14 protein-coding genes are annotated in these 14,918 nt (G+C 76.0%); 6 read left to right on the forward strand and 8 right to left on the reverse strand.

Annotated features, from left to right (window positions below; genetic code table 11):
* Positions 1-73: 73 nt before the first annotated feature.
* Positions 74-577, forward strand: a complete 504-nt coding sequence (locus OO48_RS15620) for a MarR family winged helix-turn-helix transcriptional regulator (protein WP_051732170.1) — start codon at positions 74-76, stop codon at positions 575-577.
* Positions 574-1,362, forward strand: a complete 789-nt coding sequence (locus tag OO48_RS15625; RefSeq protein ID WP_081952152.1) for an alpha/beta fold hydrolase — start codon at positions 574-576, stop codon at positions 1,360-1,362. The genes OO48_RS15620 and OO48_RS15625 overlap by 4 nt, the downstream gene beginning before the upstream one ends.
* 4 nt (positions 1,363-1,366) lie before the next feature.
* Here OO48_RS15625 and OO48_RS15630 read toward each other — a convergent pair whose 3' ends face one another.
* From OO48_RS15630 to OO48_RS15650, 5 genes are all read right to left on the reverse strand, one after another.
* Positions 1,367-1,900 carry a GNAT family N-acetyltransferase gene (locus OO48_RS15630; RefSeq protein WP_033216476.1) on the reverse strand — a complete coding sequence of 178 codons (534 nt, stop codon included), beginning with the start codon at positions 1,898-1,900 and terminating at the stop codon, positions 1,367-1,369.
* A 193-nt stretch (positions 1,901-2,093) separates the two neighbouring features.
* Entirely contained in the window at positions 2,094-2,954 is an 861-nt protein-coding gene (locus tag OO48_RS15635; RefSeq protein ID WP_245194662.1) for a DUF4037 domain-containing protein, read from the reverse strand.
* Between the two features lie 254 nt (positions 2,955-3,208).
* Positions 3,209-4,657, reverse strand: a complete 1,449-nt coding sequence (locus OO48_RS15640) for a glycoside hydrolase family 10 protein (protein WP_033216478.1) — start codon at positions 4,655-4,657, stop codon at positions 3,209-3,211.
* A 241-nt stretch (positions 4,658-4,898) separates the two neighbouring features.
* Entirely contained in the window at positions 4,899-5,417 is a 519-nt protein-coding gene (locus OO48_RS15645) for a GNAT family N-acetyltransferase (protein WP_033216480.1), read from the reverse strand.
* Between the two features lie 107 nt (positions 5,418-5,524).
* The gene (locus OO48_RS15650) at positions 5,525-5,944 is read right to left on the reverse strand and encodes an ankyrin repeat domain-containing protein (RefSeq protein ID WP_051732171.1); all 420 of its coding nucleotides are present in this window, start codon (positions 5,942-5,944) and stop codon (positions 5,525-5,527) included.
* Between the two features lie 426 nt (positions 5,945-6,370).
* Here OO48_RS15650 and OO48_RS15655 point away from each other — a divergent pair, with 426 nt between their 5' ends.
* From OO48_RS15655 to OO48_RS15665, 3 genes are all read left to right on the forward strand, one after another.
* Positions 6,371-6,565, forward strand: a complete 195-nt coding sequence (locus OO48_RS15655; protein WP_014134294.1) for a hypothetical protein — start codon at positions 6,371-6,373, stop codon at positions 6,563-6,565.
* A 133-nt stretch (positions 6,566-6,698) separates the two neighbouring features.
* Positions 6,699-8,306, forward strand: a complete 1,608-nt coding sequence (locus OO48_RS15660) for an FtsK/SpoIIIE domain-containing protein (RefSeq protein WP_033216483.1) — start codon at positions 6,699-6,701, stop codon at positions 8,304-8,306.
* 233 nt (positions 8,307-8,539) lie between these two features.
* Positions 8,540-8,914 carry an RNA polymerase-binding protein RbpA gene (locus OO48_RS15665; protein ID WP_014134296.1) on the forward strand — a complete coding sequence of 125 codons (375 nt, stop codon included), beginning with the start codon at positions 8,540-8,542 and terminating at the stop codon, positions 8,912-8,914.
* A 102-nt stretch (positions 8,915-9,016) separates the two neighbouring features.
* On the opposite strand, the gene fxsA is transcribed toward OO48_RS15665, so the two are convergent.
* Both fxsA and lnt read right to left on the reverse strand, forming a co-directional pair.
* Complete coding sequence (gene fxsA, locus OO48_RS15670; protein ID WP_245194663.1) at positions 9,017-9,595, reverse strand: FxsA family membrane protein; 579 nt, start codon at positions 9,593-9,595, stop codon at positions 9,017-9,019.
* 150 nt (positions 9,596-9,745) lie between these two features.
* Positions 9,746-11,389 carry an apolipoprotein N-acyltransferase gene (gene lnt / locus OO48_RS15675; protein ID WP_051732173.1) on the reverse strand — a complete coding sequence of 548 codons (1,644 nt, stop codon included), beginning with the start codon at positions 11,387-11,389 and terminating at the stop codon, positions 9,746-9,748.
* 637 nt (positions 11,390-12,026) lie between these two features.
* On the opposite strand from lnt, the gene OO48_RS15680 reads away from it, so the two are divergent.
* On the forward strand, positions 12,027-13,244 hold the full coding sequence (locus OO48_RS15680; protein ID WP_051732174.1) for a serine hydrolase domain-containing protein: 1,218 nt from the start codon (positions 12,027-12,029) through the stop codon (positions 13,242-13,244).
* Between the two features lie 59 nt (positions 13,245-13,303).
* On the opposite strand, the gene OO48_RS15685 is transcribed toward OO48_RS15680, so the two are convergent.
* Positions 13,304-14,917 (reverse strand): amidohydrolase, encoded by a 1,614-nt coding sequence (locus OO48_RS15685; protein ID WP_033216489.1) that lies wholly within the window; start codon positions 14,915-14,917, stop codon positions 13,304-13,306.
* Between the last annotated feature and the right edge of the window lies 1 nt (position 14,918).

Below are 14,918 nucleotides of genomic sequence, written 5' to 3' on the forward strand. Positions count from 1 at the left end.
GGCAACTTCCCTTCGCACGGGACGAGTTACCGACCCGTCAGAGGGAGCCGACCCGGCCCGGTACGCTGGTCGGGTGACCGCGACCCCCACCCCACCGTCCACCGCCGCGCCGGAGCTGGCGCGGCTGGAGCTGGCGCTGTCCGCACTGGTCCGGTGGAGCGAGAGCAAGCACGTCCGCGCCGAGGTGGCCCGCCTGGCCGGGTACGACATGCCGTCCAGCGCACTGCGGCTACTGGAGCACTTCGAGGCGGCGGGCCCGATGCGGGTCTCCGACATCGCCGAGTGCCTGCGCATCGACATCTCGACGGCCTCCCTGCAGTTGCGCCGGCTGCGCGCCGACGCGCTGGTCGTCCGCCGCACCGATCCGGCGGACGGGCGCTCCGGCGTCATCGCGATCACCGCGGAGGGCCGCCGGGTGCTGGCGAAGGTCCGGGCCGCCCGCTGCGAGCTGCTCGCCGTGGCGTTCGGCGCCACACCGCCCGACCAACTCGCCCGCGCGGCCGACGTGTTGGGCCTGGTCCAGGAGCACATGCTCGCGGCCTCCCCCGTCCTCGACCGCGCGGCGGAGGCGAAGTGACCTCCCGCCGGCCCGCCCCGGGCCTGTCCGTGTTCGGCCCGGACACCGCTCCCCCGCTGGTCCTGGTGCACGGCATCCGGCTGTCCGCCGCCATGTGGCGCCCGCACGCCCGCCGCCTCGCCCCCGAGTTCCGGGTCAGCACCCCCGACCTGCCCTGCCACGGCGCCCTCACCGACCGCCCGTTCACCCTGGACGCGGCCGTCGCCACCGTCCGCCTGGCCGTCCGGGAGGCGTACGAGGCGACCGGGCGGCGCCCCCTGCTGGTCGGCCTCTCCCTCGGCGGGTACGTCTCGCTCGCCCACGCCGCCCGCCACCCCGAGGACCTCGCCGCGCTCCTGCTGCACGGCTGCACCGCCCGCACCACCGGCCGCCGGGCCGCCGCGTACGCCGCCGCCGGACGGCTGAACGACCGCATGGGGTACGAGCGTTCGGCCCGCTTCCAGGCCTGGGCGATGCGCCGGATGCTCCCGCCGGAGTCCGCCGAGGCGGTCCTCGCCGGGGGCTTCCACCTGCCCGCGCTCACCGAGGGCGTCGCCGAGCTGCGCCGCCACGACTTCCTCGCCCTGGCCGGCCGGCTGACCACGCCCACGCTGTTCCTCAACGGCGGCTCCGACCTGCCGTTCCGGGCCGACGAACGCCGCTTCCTGGCCGCCGTCCGGGCCGCCGGCACCCCGGCCCGGCTCTTCCACACCCCCGGCGGCCACCTGCTCAGCCTCACCGACCCGGACCGCTTCGCCGCCCTGCTGCGCCGCGCCCACCGCCAACTGCTCCCGACGGCCGGCTGACCGCTCAGCCGCGCAGCCGGTACACCACCGCGCGCCGCCCCGGGCCGGACGGCACGCTCGGATCGAGGAAGTCCGCCGCCGGGTCGTGCGCCATGCCCAGCCGCCGCGCGACGGCCCGCGAGGGCGCGTTGTCCTCGGCGATCACCGCCAGGATCTCTGGCAGCCCCAACTCCTCGAACCCGTACCGGAGTACGGCCCGCCCCGCCTCGGTGGCGTACCCGTGCCCCCAGGAGTCGCGGTGCAGCCGCCAACCGGCCTCGACCCCGTCGAAGGGCATCTCCTCGTCCACCGGGTCCAGCCCGGCGAAGCCCAGGAACCTCCGCTCGGAACGGAGTTCGACCGCCCACCAGCCCCAGCCGCGCTCCGCCAGCTCCGCCCGGAACCGCTCCAGCGAAGCGGCGGCCTGCGCCGCGTCGAGCAGCGTCCCGAAGTACCGGCGCACCTCCGGATCGGTGTTGAGCTCCGCCCAGCGCTCCAGGTCGGTGTCCCGCCACTGGCGCAACAGCAGCCTGGACGTCGTCAGTTCGGCGACCGTCATGGCCGCACGCTCCTTCCCGGTCGCAACCGCACGGTTCGGTCTCCGACGGACAGCAGCCGACCGCCGGGCGTGGCCGTGCGGTCGGCGAGGGTCCGGCCCGGCTGCCGGACGGCCTCCCGCTGCCCGTACGGGCTGCGCAGCGGCCGGGCCCGGCGGTGCGGGCGCTCCGGGTACGGCTCGATCCCGGTGCCCATCAGCCGCGCCCCGCCCCGGCCAGCACCTCGGCGGTCAGGGCGTCCGCCGAGTCCAGCGCGGCGGCCAGGCTCACCGGGTCGGTGCCGGCGAACCGGAACAGCTCCTGGGCGCGCCGTTCGAACTCCGGTGGCGCGCAGGGCAGTCGTCCGGCCGAGGCGATCGCCCCCTTCTCGTTGACCACCCACCGCCCGGCCCGCGCGTGCAGCGCGTGCACCAGCAGGCCGACGGCCCGGAACAGGCACCCGGCGACGTGGGCGGCGTCCCCGCGCTTGGCGCCCTTGCGCGCGTTGGCCAGCGCGAACGGCGCCTCCCAGGCGGCGTCCGCCTCCAGCGTCCGCCTCAACTCCTCCGGGAACTGCGCGACTTCGGCCCGCAGCGCGGTCAGCTCCCCGGCCGGGTCGGCCAGCACTCGGGCGAGCGCGAGTTCACCGAGGTAGGAGTAGGAGGGCACGCCGTACGGGTGCCCGGGCTGTTGGCCGCTCTCGTACCGGCCGCGGCGGGCCTCGGCGGCGTAGTGGCGCACCCGCTCCACGTCCCGGTACAGCCAGTCGACCCGGGCGGGGCCGATGTCCAGCCAGGCGCCGCCGTCCACCCAGGGGCCCCAGCCGCCGGGTTCGGTGACCTCGACCGGGCTGCCGCACAGGTCGGCGGCCAGCTCGCGCAGGGCGCCGGTGTCGAGCTCGCCGGGGCGGTAGTAGAGGCCGAGGTCGTAGTCGGACCCGGGAGCGTGCGCGCCGCGCGCCCGGCTGCCGCCCAGGCAGACCCCGACGATCCCGCCCACCCGGGCCAGCCGCCCCGCCATCCGGCCGAGTTCGGCCTCACCCAGCTCCGCCGCCGCACCACCGCTGTCCTCAGTCATCACCCGCCACGATGCCGCACCGCGCCGCCCGCCGCCAGGCATTTCCCGCCGGACGCCCCGCGACGCCCGGACACGAAGACGCGAAGACGCGCGGTGGGGGCGCCGCACCGCCCCCACCGCGCCGCCGGCCGCCACCCGCGAGGCGGCCGGCTCGGGGCCGGGCGGTTCCCGGCCGCACCCGTGGCGCGGCCCCGGTCCCGCCCGGCCCCGGTTCAACCGACCGGGGCCGCCCGCCCCGGGTCAGTCGGTCCGGATCAACCCGCCGCGCAGGCCACCCCGTTGAGGGTGAAGCCGCTCGCGGCGGCCGCGTTGCCGGTGTGGTTGGCCTGGAAGCCGAAGGTGGTGGAGCCCCCGGCCGGGATCGCCGCGTTGTACGACAGGTTGCTCGCGCCGACCTGGCCGGTGGCCGGGCTGACGGTCGCGTTCCAGGCGTTGGTGACGCTCTGCCCGCCGGGCAGCGCGAAGGCCAGCGTCCAGCCGTTCACGGCGCTGCCGCCGGTGTTGGTGATCGTCACGTTCTCGGTCAGCCCGGTGTTCCAGGCGCTGACCTGGGTGCTGACCTTGCACGCCGCGCCGGTCGGCGGCACCGACGGCGAGGCGGACGAGGACGGCGAGGCGGAGACCGACGGGGACGGCGAGGAGGAGCCGCCGAGCGCGGTCACCACCGCGTTGTACGCGGCCTTCGGCTGGTAGTTGTCGTCGTACATGGTGGCCGCGCCGTAGCCGGAGAAGAAGTCCGGGATCCAGGAGTCCGGGTCGCCGACGCCCCACTGCGAGACGCCCACGCAACCGGTCACCGCCAGGCAGGAGTTGACCACGTAGGCGTAGTCGGTGGCCTGCTGGGCGAGGTTGGCGGCGCTGGCCGGGACGGGCATCCGGTCGTCCAGCTCGGTGATGGCGACGTTCACGCCGAGCGCGGTGAAGCGCTGGATGTTGGCCTTCAGGCTGCTGGGCACCTGGCCGACGATGAAGTGGCTCTCGAAGCCGACGCCGTCGATCGGCACGCCCTGCTGCTTGAGCGAGGACACCAGCTGGTACATGGCGTCGCTCTTCGCGCCCAGGCCCTCGATGTTGTAGTCGTTCAGGTAGAGCTTGGCGTTCGGGTCGGCGGCGCGCGCGGTGCGCAGCGCGTCGGCGATGTAGCCGGAGCCCATCGCGTTGGTGAAGGCGTCGGTGCGCAGCGTGCCGTCCTCGTTGAACGGCTCGTTGACGACGTCCCAGGAGTAGACCTGGCCCTTGTAGTGGGTGGCCTCGGTGGTGATGTGGTTCTCCATCGCGGCCTTCACCTGGCTGGTGGGCAGGCTGCTGACCCAGTTGGGCAGCTGGCTGTGCCAGACCAGGGTGTGGCCGCGCACCCGCATGCTGTGGGCCTTGGCGAAGGAGACGATCTGGTCGCCGGGGCCGAAGTTGAAGTTCCCGGCGGAGGGTTCGGTGGTGTCCCACTTCATCTCGTTGCCGGGGGTGACCACGTCGAACTGGGTGCCCGCGATGGCGGTGATGGTGGAGCTGTTCAGGTTGGACTGGGTCAGGGCGGTGCCGAAGTAGCTGCCCTTGGCCTCGGCCAGGTCGCGCAGGGTGGTGCCGGCCGCGCCGGCCGGGCCGCTGCCGACGGTGGCGGCGGCCAGCAGTCCGCCGGCGGCGGCGAGGGCGAGCGCCGCGAGGGCGCGCCCGGGCCGGTGTGCTGCCCGCAACTGTACAGCCATGGTGGGTCCTTCCGGGGTGGGTGGGGTGCACGGACCGTACGGCGGCCCGCGCGGCCCCGGCAACGGAGCGCCGGGCCGTCCGCCACCGGGCGAACTCCGAAATTTTCGACGGGCGTTCGACTGTCCTTCGACGCCCACCGCCCCGACCTGCGGAGGGATCCCGAAACGGCGCGGCGGCCGTGGACCCGGCACCCCGGGTCCGCGACCGCCCCGATCCGGTTCGCGGGCAAGAAAGTTACAGCTACCGCACGTCAGCGCCCTGCACGGCGGCGGCGGGGACCGCGACGGGGGCGAGTTCCTTGCCCATGCAGATGCTCTGCTCGTGGTCCTTGTAGTAGCCGAACTTGCGGATCTCGGCGTAGCCCTCGGAGGCGTAGAGCGCGATCGCCTCGGGCTGCAGGGTGCCGGTCTCCAGCACCAGCCGGGTGCGGCCGGCCGCGACGGCGGCGGCCTCCAGGTGGCGCAGCACGGCACGGGCGTAGCCCCTGCCGCGGGCCTCGGGGACGACGTACATCCGCTTGAGCTCGGCGTCGCCGTCGCGCAGCCCGTCCGCGTCCCGCTCCTTGGCGCGCCACCCGCCGCAGGCCACCGGCCGGCCGTCCTGGTAGCCGATCACGAACAGCCCGGCGGGCGGGTCGAAGTGGTCGGTGTGGATGGCGGTCTGGTCGCCGTCGCCGTACCTGCGGACGTACTCCTGCTGGACGTCGGCGGCGAGCTGCTGGGCGTCGGGGTGTCCGAAGCCGGTGGTGCGGATCTCCATGGCGCCCAGGTTACGGTCCCGCCCCCCGGCCCCCGGAGCGGACCCCGCGCGACCCGCTCCGGGGGCCGGCCCGCGCCTGTCTCGCGCCCGCCTGGCCTGGGCCCGTCTCAGGCCCGGGTGAGGCGGGCCACCAGGTCGTCCTTGCCGAACATCCGGGCCGCGTCCAGCGCGGAGGGCGTCCCGGCCAGCGGGTCGGCGCCGTGGGCGAGCAGGGCCTCGACGACCTCGGTGGCGCCCTTGAAGACGGCGCCGGCCAGCGGCGTCTGCCCCCGGTCGTTGGCCCGGTCGGCTTCGGCACCGCGCTCCAGCAGCGCGGTGACGGCGGCGGCGTGGCCGTGGTAGGCGGCGAGCATCAGCAGGGTGTCGCCGCGGTCGTTGGTCAGGTCGGCGGGGGTGCCCGCGTCGAGGTACGCGGCGAGCAGCGCGGCGTCGCCGGTGCGGGCGGCGTCGAAGAGCCGCCCGGCCAGCGCGATCACCTCCTCGTCCGGCCGCGGGGCGGAGTCGGTCTGCCGGGTGGGGTCGGTCATCGGGGTGTTCCGCCTTCCGGTGGGCGGCCGCACAGGGCCGCCGGTCTCGTCCTGGTCGTGTCACCGCGAACGCTAGCGGACGCCCCCGCGGCCCCGCCCGGACGCCCCCGCGGCACCGCCCGGACGCCCCCGGGGCCCCGCCCGGACGTGCCGCGACCCGGCCCGGGCGCCCCGCGGCGCCGCCGTTCGGGCGAATTCCGGGTGCGCGGGGCACGGGCGCGCCCGGCGCGGGGACGCCTGACCGCGCCGGTGCGGTCCACTGGCCCTGTGCACCGGCGACCGGCGTCCCGCACCCCGGACGTATACCGCCGATCCGGGTGTCCGGGTGAGATCCACCCGTTTGCCGCACCTCATCATCTATTACTTCTTGTCACCATTGAGGCACTTTCCGTAACACCGTCCCCGCCCCTCGTGAGGAGCAATCCCGTGATTCTCTCCATCTCCGGCATCGTCCTGTTCGGCGTCATCGCCTTCCTCTTCTTCCGCCGGGACGGGTTGAAGATCTCGCACGCCCTGGTGTGCGCCCTGTTCGGCTTCTACGTCGCGGGCTCCTCGATCGCCCCGAGCATCCAGGCGGGCGGCGCGAGCCTGGCCAGCCTGATCGGCGGCCTGAAGTTCTGAGCGGTCCCTGCTCCTCACGGCCCGGGCGCGGAGATCCCACCGCCCCGGGCCTTCTGCCAGCCCCCGCCGGCCCGTCCCCCGCCGGCCCCGCCGTCCCGCTCCCATTCCCCCCTCCCCGCCCTCCGGAGCCCGCATGTCCCTCACCCGCCACTTCACCCGGGGCCGCGACCTCGCCCGCAGCGCCGGCGACCACGCCGCCGACGTGTTCGCCCCGCTGGCGCTGATCGGCCGCGGCCTGCGCCGCCACGTCGACTGGGCCAGGTCCCACTGGTCGGCCACCCCGAAGGAGCGGCGCGGCCCGACGCTGCTGGTCGGCGCGGCCGTGGTGCTCGGCGTCTTCCTGCTGCCGCACGGCCCGCTGCTGGCGATCGTCGCCCTGGTCGCCTCGGCCGCCTGGGTCGGCCGCACCCCCAGGACCCCGGCGGAGCCCGAGCCGGACCCGGCGGACGTCAAACTGCCCGCCCTGTACGCGGCGCTCACCCCGTACTTCGGCGGCTACGCCGACCCGGGCGCGCTGTACCGGGTGGACGGCGAGTGGAAGTCGGCGCTCTCCGACTGGGCGTTCGACCCGGACGGCCGGCTGGCCGCGCTGGAGATCGCCTACCCGGCGTACTTCACCGACACCGAGCCGACCGCCCGGGCCCGGATCGAGCAGGTGGTGCAGGGCAAGGCGGGGCGCTCGCGGGAGTACCGCTTCGACTGGGACGAGGAGTCCAACCGGCTGCGGGTGACGGCGCTCTCCCCGCTGCCCGCCGACATCGCCGCGCAGCGCTTCGTCACCGCGCCGGGCGAGATCGTGCTCGGCTTCACCGACGACGCGGGCAGCCACCGCACCATCCCGGTGGAGCAGGGCGGCGTCACCGACCAGCAGCCGCCGGTGATCTGGCGGGTCGGGCCGCGCTCGGCCGAGCCGCACCTGCTGGCGCTGGGCGCGTCCGGCCACGGCACCTCGACCCTGCTGCGCTCGATCGCGCTGCAGGCGCTGCCGCACGGCGACCTGGTGGTGGTGGACGGGGCGAGCACCGGCGAGCACGCCTGCCTGGTGAACCGTCCGGGCGTGCACACCGTGGAGACCAGCCTGCACGGGGCGCTGGCCGCGCTGGAGTGGTGCGCGCAGGAGACCGAGCGGCGGCTGGTGGCGCTGAACGCGGCCCGGCACCACGGGATGGCGGCGCCCGCCGACGTGACCCGTCCGCTGTGGATCCTGCTCGACCGCCTCACCGAGCTGTCCGAGCTGGCCCGCGCCGAGGGCCGCACCGATCCGCAGGAGCTGCTGGAGGTGCCGCTGCGGCACGGCCGGGCGGCCCGGGTGACGGTGGTGTTCGCGGACGCGCTGGACGCCCGGGACCGGATCTCCGCCACCGTGCGCACCTGCACCCGCGCCCGGGTGGTGCTCGGCCCGGTGAACACGGAGTCCGGCCCGGCCGCGCTCGGCGGCCCGCTGGACATCGCGCCCGCCGCGCACACCCCGCCCGGGCGCGGCTACGCCCGGATCGGCACCGCGGCCCCGGTCCGGCTGCAGGTCCCGGTGACCGTCGACCCGCTGGACGAGGACGCCCCGGCCCCGCTGCGGGACGCGGTGGTCGCGCTGCTGCCGCACCGCGACTCCCGCACCGGGGCGGCCGAGCCGGCGCCGCCGGTCGCCGGGGCGGCCGAGCCCGCCGAACCGACCGCCGCCGAACCGGGCCCGGCGGATCTGACCAAGGAGGCGGCCCGGGTCGACCCGAGCCCGGCCTGGTAGGAGGCCCGTCCGACCTGCGCTTTCCGGCCGACCAGAAGTGCACAAAATGTGACACGCCGGGTGATAACACCGCTCAGATGTGACAAAACGGGCGACCATGGGTACAAACAGGGGCGGCACGACAGGCGACGTATGTCCCGGACGGGAATCTTCGTCGGAGGTCGAGCGTTGGACCCAGCGACGAAGACAGCGACCACTAGTCCTGTGGGCAAGAAGCCCGGGAGGCACGATTCATGAGCGAGCGAGCTCTCCGCGGCACGCGACTCGGGGCGACCAGCTACGAGACCGACCGCGGCATTGACCTGGCACCGCGCCAGACCGTCGAGTACGCATGTCAGAACGGACACCGCTTCGAGGTCCCGTTCTCGGTCGAGGCGGAGATTCCCGTGGTGTGGGAGTGCCGCTTCTGCGGTCAGGAGGCCGCCCTCCTCGACGGCGAGGAGCCGGAGGAGAAGAAGACCAAGCCCACCCGCACCCACTGGGACATGCTGATGGAGCGCCGTACCCGCGAGGAGTTGGAGGAGGTCCTGGCCGAGCGCCTGGCCGTCCTGCGCTCCGGCGGGATGAACCTGGCGATCCACCCGCGTGACTCGCGCAAGTCGGCCTGACACGCACACCCCGCACCACCGCCGAAGGGCCCCGGTTCCCCCACCGGGGCCCTTCGGCGTTCCCGCTCACCTCACCCGCGGCGGTGCGCTCCTCACGGGCCGTCAGGGCGCGATCGGCGGGCGGTGCCCGGTGTCCGGGCCGGACGGGCCGCGCGGGCCGGCCGGCGGGTCGACGACCTCGCCCTGGACGACCTTGCCGTCGGGCCGGTGGATGCGCAGCTGCTCCTGCAACCGCATCGCGTCGGCGAACCGGTCGGCGCCGAGCGGGGAGGTGGAGCGCAGCGCCGAGCCGGTGATCCGGCGGCCGGCCACGCGCCACAGCGCGCGGGTCGGCGGCAGCAGGAAGGTCGCGGCCAGCAGGTCGGACAGGAAGCCGGGGATCATCAGCAGGACGCCCGCCAGCACCGTCATCGAGGTGCCGGTCTGCGGCTGCGCCGACTGCGGGTCCTTGGACAGCTCGACGGCGGCCCGGAACGCCCGCGCCCCGGCGCGCTTGATCACCGTGCCGCCGAGGAACACCCCGCCGACCAGCAGCAGGAGCGTCAGGAACCAGCCGATCCAGCCGGCCACCACCGTGACCAGCCAGATCTCCAGCACCAGCCAGGCGACGACCAGCAGCGGCACGGTGCGGGCGAGCCTGCCTCGGCGGGCCGGGCGGGCCGGGGTTGCTTGCTGGGACACGGTACGGATCCACTCCATCGCGGTGCTCTCCGCGGCGGCCGGCCTGCCCGGCCGCGTCCACGGCACCACCCAGCACAACGGCCCCGGGGGGCGCCGTGTTCCTCGGGGTTCCCTCGGCGCGCGCCCGGGGCCGCGGGGCCCGGCTCCGGTTCAGGCGGTGGTCCCGGCCTCCCGCTCGGCCGCGGCGCGGCCCTCCGCCCGGCGCCGGCGCACCGCGCCGGCCACCGCGAACGCGCACGCCAGCACGCCGCCCAGGGCCAGCACCCACTCCGGGGCGGCGCCGACCCGGTCCGCGACGGTCCTGCCGTCGCGCAGCGGCACCACCGCGTTGAGCACGGCCTGCTCCATCTCGCCGGTGCGCTGCTGCACCGTGCCGTCGGGGGCGATCACCGCGGAGACGCCGCTGGTCGCCGCGATCAGCACCGCCCGCCCGTGCTCGACGGCCCGCAGCCGGGACATCGCGAGCTGCTGCTCGGTCTGCCCGGTGCGGTTGTAGGTGGCGTTGTTGGTCTGCACGACGATGACCCGGCCGCCCTGGTCGACGGCGTCCCGGACGATCTCGTCGTAGGCGACCTCGAAGCAGATCACGTCGCCGATCCGGGCCGGGCCGAGCTGCATCACGCCGTTGTGGGTGCCGGGGTAGAAGTCCCGGGCGACCCGCTGCAGGCGGCTGATCACCTTGGACAGCTCCTCGCGGAACGGCACGTACTCGCCGAACGGCACCGGGTGCTGCTTGGTGTAGGAGGCGCCGGGGCCGGTGGCCGGATCCCAGACGATGCCCTCGTTCTGGACGTGCTGCTCGTCGGGGCCGTCGACCAGGGCGCCGACCAGGGTGGGCACGCCGACCGCCTTGACCGCCTCGTCGATCCGGGCGTACGCGGCCGGGTCGGTGAACGGGTCCAGGTCGGAGGCGTTCTCCGGCCAGATCACGATGTCGGGCTTGGCGACCTTGCCGGCCGCGATGTCGGCGGCGAGCTTCTCGGTGGCGGTGGCGTGGTTGTCCAGCACCTCCATCGGGCGGCCCAGGAAGTCCATGCCGGGGCGGTCCACGTTGCCCTGGACGAGGGAGACCTTCACCGTGTCGTCGGCCGAGGTCGGCACCGGCACGGCGTAGCCGGCCAGCGCCAGCGCGAGCGCGCCCACCGCGCCGGCGGCGGTGCGCCAGGGCATCTCGGTGTCGGTGCGCCGGGCCCGCACCGCGCTCAGCGCGGCCCAGGCCAGCAGGGCGCCGGCGGCGGCGACCGCGAAGGTCACCAGCGGGGCGCCGCCGAGCGCGGCCAGCGGCGTGAACGGGCTGGCGGTGTTGGCGAACGCCAGCCGGCCCCACGGGAAGCCGCCGAACGGCAGCCGGTCGCGCATCCACTCCTGGGTGACCCACAGCACCGCGCCCCACAGCGGCCAGCCGCGCAGCTTCGAGGTCAGCGCCAGGCCGGCGCCCATCAGCGCCAGGAACAGCGCCTCGATCAGCGACAGGCCGACGGTGGCGTCCCAGCCGACCGGGCGCAGCCAGGACAGCAGCACCACGAAGAACGGCACCCCGAACGCGAAGCCGATCCAGGCGCCGTGCCGGGCGGTGCGGCCGCGGGTGAGCAGGGCCAGGGCGGCGACCGCGAGGACGGACAGCGGCCACAGGTCGAACGGCGGGAAGGCGAGGGCCAGGGCGAGGCCGGACAGCGCGGCCAGCCCGGTCCTGGCCCACCAGACCCGGCGGCGCCCGCGCGCGGGGGCCACCGGCTCCGCGTCCTGCTCGGCCACCGGGCGCTCCTGCTGCTCGTGCGAAACCGGCAGTGCCACCTGCGCACCACCTCTCTACCTCGGGATCGTCTCCGCGCGTGCGAGGGGCACGGCTGTCCCACCTCGTTCGACGTCCCAGGAAAGGTACCTCACTCCCCCGGCCGCACCGTCCGGCCGACGGCCCGTCAGCGGCAGGCCAGCGGGCGGTGCCCGGCGGCGGGCGGCGCCCGGCGGCGGGCGGCGCCTCCTCCGGGGTGCGGGCGTCCCGGAGGAGCAGGTCCCCGCGCCAGGGGGGCGACGACCGGCCGGACGCCGAGCGGCAGGCCGGTGGCCTCGTCCCGGGGCGGCAGGCCGGCCGTGGTCGGGACGACCGGCAGGCCGAGCCGGCCGGGAGGCCCTCGACCAGGGGCGGGGGAGCCGCTGGGCGTGCTGCGCGGCCTGCGCGCGGGCCCGGGGAGTCGGCGGCGTGCGCGGCCTCGCGCAGCCCCCGGTCCTGAACGGACGTCAGGGCCGACCGGGGCCGGGCCGCCGCGCCACCCCCCGATGGTCGGAACGGCGCCGGCGCGCCTTCCTCCCCCGGGACGACCCCCGTGCCCGGCCTCCTCCTCCCGGCGAGGGACGCCCCCGCCGCCCGGAGCGGTGAAGCTGGGCTGCGACGAACCCCGGCCGTCCCGTACTTCCGAAGAAGGAGAATCGCGTGAAGCAGTACCGAACGGGCGCACTGCGACTGGCCGCCGCACTGCTCGCGGGCGCCTCGGTGTTCGTCCCGGCCGCGTCCGCCGGGGCCGCGGCGGCGGAGCCGCCCACCGGCGCTCCCGAAGGCCCCGGGTCCCGGCCCGGGGCGGAGGCCCGGCCGGGCCTGCTGCAACAGGGGCTGGACGCGCTGACCGGCCGGGCCGGGGCCAGCGGGGCGATCGGTGAGCTGCGGCAGGACGGGCGGGTGGTGTGGCGCGGCACGTCCGGCGTCGGGGACCTGGCCACGGGGCGGCCCGCGCCGGTGGAGGGCGGGTTCCGGGCCGGCAGCGTCACCAAGCCGTTCCTGGCCACGGTGGTCCTGCAACTGGTCGGTGAGGGCCGGGTCGGGCTGGACCAGCCGATCGAGCGCTACCTGCCCGGCGTGGTGCCGAACGGCGCGGCGATCACGGTGCGCCAGGTGATGAACCACACCGCCGGGTTGTTCGACTACACCGAGGACAGCCGGTTCGCCTACGACACCGAGGCCGACCTGCGCCGGCTGCTCGACCGGGACCGCTGGCGCACCTGGTCGGCGTCCGAGCTGATCGGCATCGGCGTCTCGCACCCGCCGTACTTCGCGCCCGGCCGGGGCTGGCACTACTCGAACACCGACTACCTGCTGCTCGGCGAGCTGGTCGACCGGGTCACCGGCCACGACTGGCGGAGCGAGGTGCGCCACCGGGTGATCCAGCCCCTGGGGCTGCGCCGCACCTCGCTGCCGGGCACCTCCACCACCGTTCCGGGCCCGCACAGCCACGGCTACCTGGCGCTCTCCGACGGCCCGGCGGACGTCACCGACCTCAACCCCTCGGTGGCGGGCGCGGCCGGCGAACTCGTCTCCAGCCTCGACGACCTGGCCCGGTTCGACGCCGCCCTGCTCGGGGGTCGGCTGCTCGCCCCGGCGCAGCTGGCCCAGATGACCACCACGGTCCCGGCGGACGCGGAGCCGCCGACCTCCTACGGGCTCGGCCTGATGGAGCTGAAGCTGTCCTGCGGGAGCGTCTGGGGCCACCCCGGCGGGATCTACGGCTACTCCACCTACCTGTTCGGCGACCGCGCCGGACGCCGCCAGCTCGCGGTCTCGGTCAACCCGTACGACCCCGTCAAGGGCGCCCAGTTGACCCCCACCGCGATCTCGCTGGTGGACCTGGCCTTCTGCGGCCCGACCGGCGCCTCCTGATGCCTGCCCCGGCCCGGTGACGACGCCTGACGGCCCCGCCCGGCACCGGGCCGGGGCCGTCAGGCGGTGCGCCGGTGGACCGTGCGGCCGCGGACCACGGTGCGCAGGCAGACCGGCAGGGGCTCGCCGGGGGTGAGGTCGGGCAGGCCGGGGGTGCCGGAGCGGGGGTCGGTGGACCAGCCGGCGATCCGGGTGTCGGGGGCCTGGACGACCAGGTCGGTGGTGGCCCAGATCGCGTAGGAGGCGACGGCGCCGGGGACGAGGACGCCGTCCGCGTCGTGGCCGAGCGCGCGGTGGCCGCCGCGGGTGTGGGCGGTGAAGGCGGCGCGCACCGAGATCCGGTGCTCGGGGGTGCGGTGGAAGGCGGCGGCCCGGACGGTGCCCCAGGGGTCGAGCGGGGTGACCGGCGCGTCGGAGCCGAAGGCCAGCGGGAGGCCGGTGCGCAGCATCGCCGCGAAGGGGTTGAGCGCGGCGGCGCGCTCGGCGCCCAGGCGGGCGGCGTACATGCCGTCGGGGCCGCCCCAGGCGGCGTCGAAGGCGGGCTGGACGGAGGCGGTGAGGCCGAGTTCGGCGAACGCGGCGAGCGTCTCGTACGTGAGCGCCTCGGCGTGCTCGACCCGGTGCCGGGCGGCCTTGACGCGGTCCGGGCCGAGCTTGTCGGCGGCGGCGCGCACGCCCTCCACCACGGCGCCGATCGCGGCGTCGCCGATGGCGTGGAAGCCGGCCTGCAGGCCCGCCTCGGTGCAGGCGGTGACGTGGTCGGCGATCTGGGCGGCGGTGAGGTAGGCGGTGCCGGTGTGCGCGGCGTCGGCGTAGGGGTCGTGCAGGCAGGCGGTGTGCGAGCCGAGGGCGCCGTCGACGAAGAGGTCGCCGCCGGCGCCGACCGCGCCCAGGCGCTTGGCGGTCTCGATGCCCTCGGGGCCGAGTTCGCCCCAGTAGCCGTACACCTCGGGGCCGTCGGTCTCGGCGGCGAGGGCGAGCAGCGCGGCGAGGTCCTCGGCGGAGGAGATCTGCGGCCCGGCGCACTCGTGCAGGGTGCCGATGCCGAGTTCGGCGGCCCGGCGCAGGGTGGCGTGCTGGGCGTCGCGGCGCTGGAGGGGGGTGAGGTGGGCGAGGGCGGCCTGCCGCACGGCGTGGTGGGCGTCGCGGGTGAGCGGGCCGGTGGCGTCGTACCCGGGGAGCGCGTCCAGGCCGGGGACGAGGGCGCGCAGCGCGCTGGTGGCGAGCGCGGAGTGCACGTCGGTGCGGGAGAGGTAGAGCGGGACGGGCCCGGCCGCGGCGTCGAGTTCGGCGAGCGCGGGGGCGCGGTGCTCGGGCCAGCGGGTCTCGTCCCAGCCGTGGCCGATCAGGGCGCCGCCGGTGCGGCTCGCGCCGAACGCGGCGATCCGGTCCAGTGCTCCGGCGAGCGAGGCGCAGTCGGTGAGGTCGAGGCCGGTGAGGGCGAGGCCGGTGGAGGTGGCGTGCACGTGGGCGTCGACGAAGGCGGGGGTGACCAGGGCGCCGTCCAGTTCGACGATCTCGTCGGCGGTGTCGGCGTACGCCTCGGCGGCTCCGTCGCTGCCGACCCAGGCGACGTGTTCGCCCTCGACCAGCATGGCGGTGGCGAAGGGGTCGGCGGGGCTGTAGACGTTGCCGCCGCGCAGCAGCACGGTCCGGTCGGTGCGTTCGGTCATG

The sequence above is a fragment of the Kitasatospora phosalacinea genome (assembly GCF_000716545.1).
GTDB lineage: Bacteria > Actinomycetota > Actinomycetes > Streptomycetales > Streptomycetaceae > Kitasatospora > Kitasatospora phosalacinea.

What these genes read in the sequence shown, in the direction of transcription:
- OO48_RS15630 (WP_033216476.1), bottom strand. Translation starts at nt 1,900, where the DNA reads ATGACGGTCGCCGAACTGACGACGTCCAGGCTGCTGTTGCGCCAGTGG.
- OO48_RS15635 (WP_245194662.1), bottom strand. Translation starts at nt 2,954, where the DNA reads ATGACTGAGGACAGCGGTGGTGCGGCGGCGGAGCTGGGTGAGGCCGAA.
- OO48_RS15640 (WP_033216478.1), bottom strand. Translation starts at nt 4,657, where the DNA reads ATGGCTGTACAGTTGCGGGCAGCACACCGGCCCGGGCGCGCCCTCGCG.
- OO48_RS15645 (WP_033216480.1), bottom strand. Translation starts at nt 5,417, where the DNA reads ATGGAGATCCGCACCACCGGCTTCGGACACCCCGACGCCCAGCAGCTC.
- OO48_RS15650 (WP_051732171.1), bottom strand. Translation starts at nt 5,944, where the DNA reads ATGACCGACCCCACCCGGCAGACCGACTCCGCCCCGCGGCCGGACGAG.
- OO48_RS15660 (WP_033216483.1), top strand. Translation starts at nt 6,699, where the DNA reads ATGTCCCTCACCCGCCACTTCACCCGGGGCCGCGACCTCGCCCGCAGC.
- OO48_RS15665 (WP_014134296.1), top strand. Translation starts at nt 8,540, where the DNA reads ATGAGCGAGCGAGCTCTCCGCGGCACGCGACTCGGGGCGACCAGCTAC.
- OO48_RS15685 (WP_033216489.1), bottom strand. Translation starts at nt 14,917, where the DNA reads ATGACCGAACGCACCGACCGGACCGTGCTGCTGCGCGGCGGCAACGTC.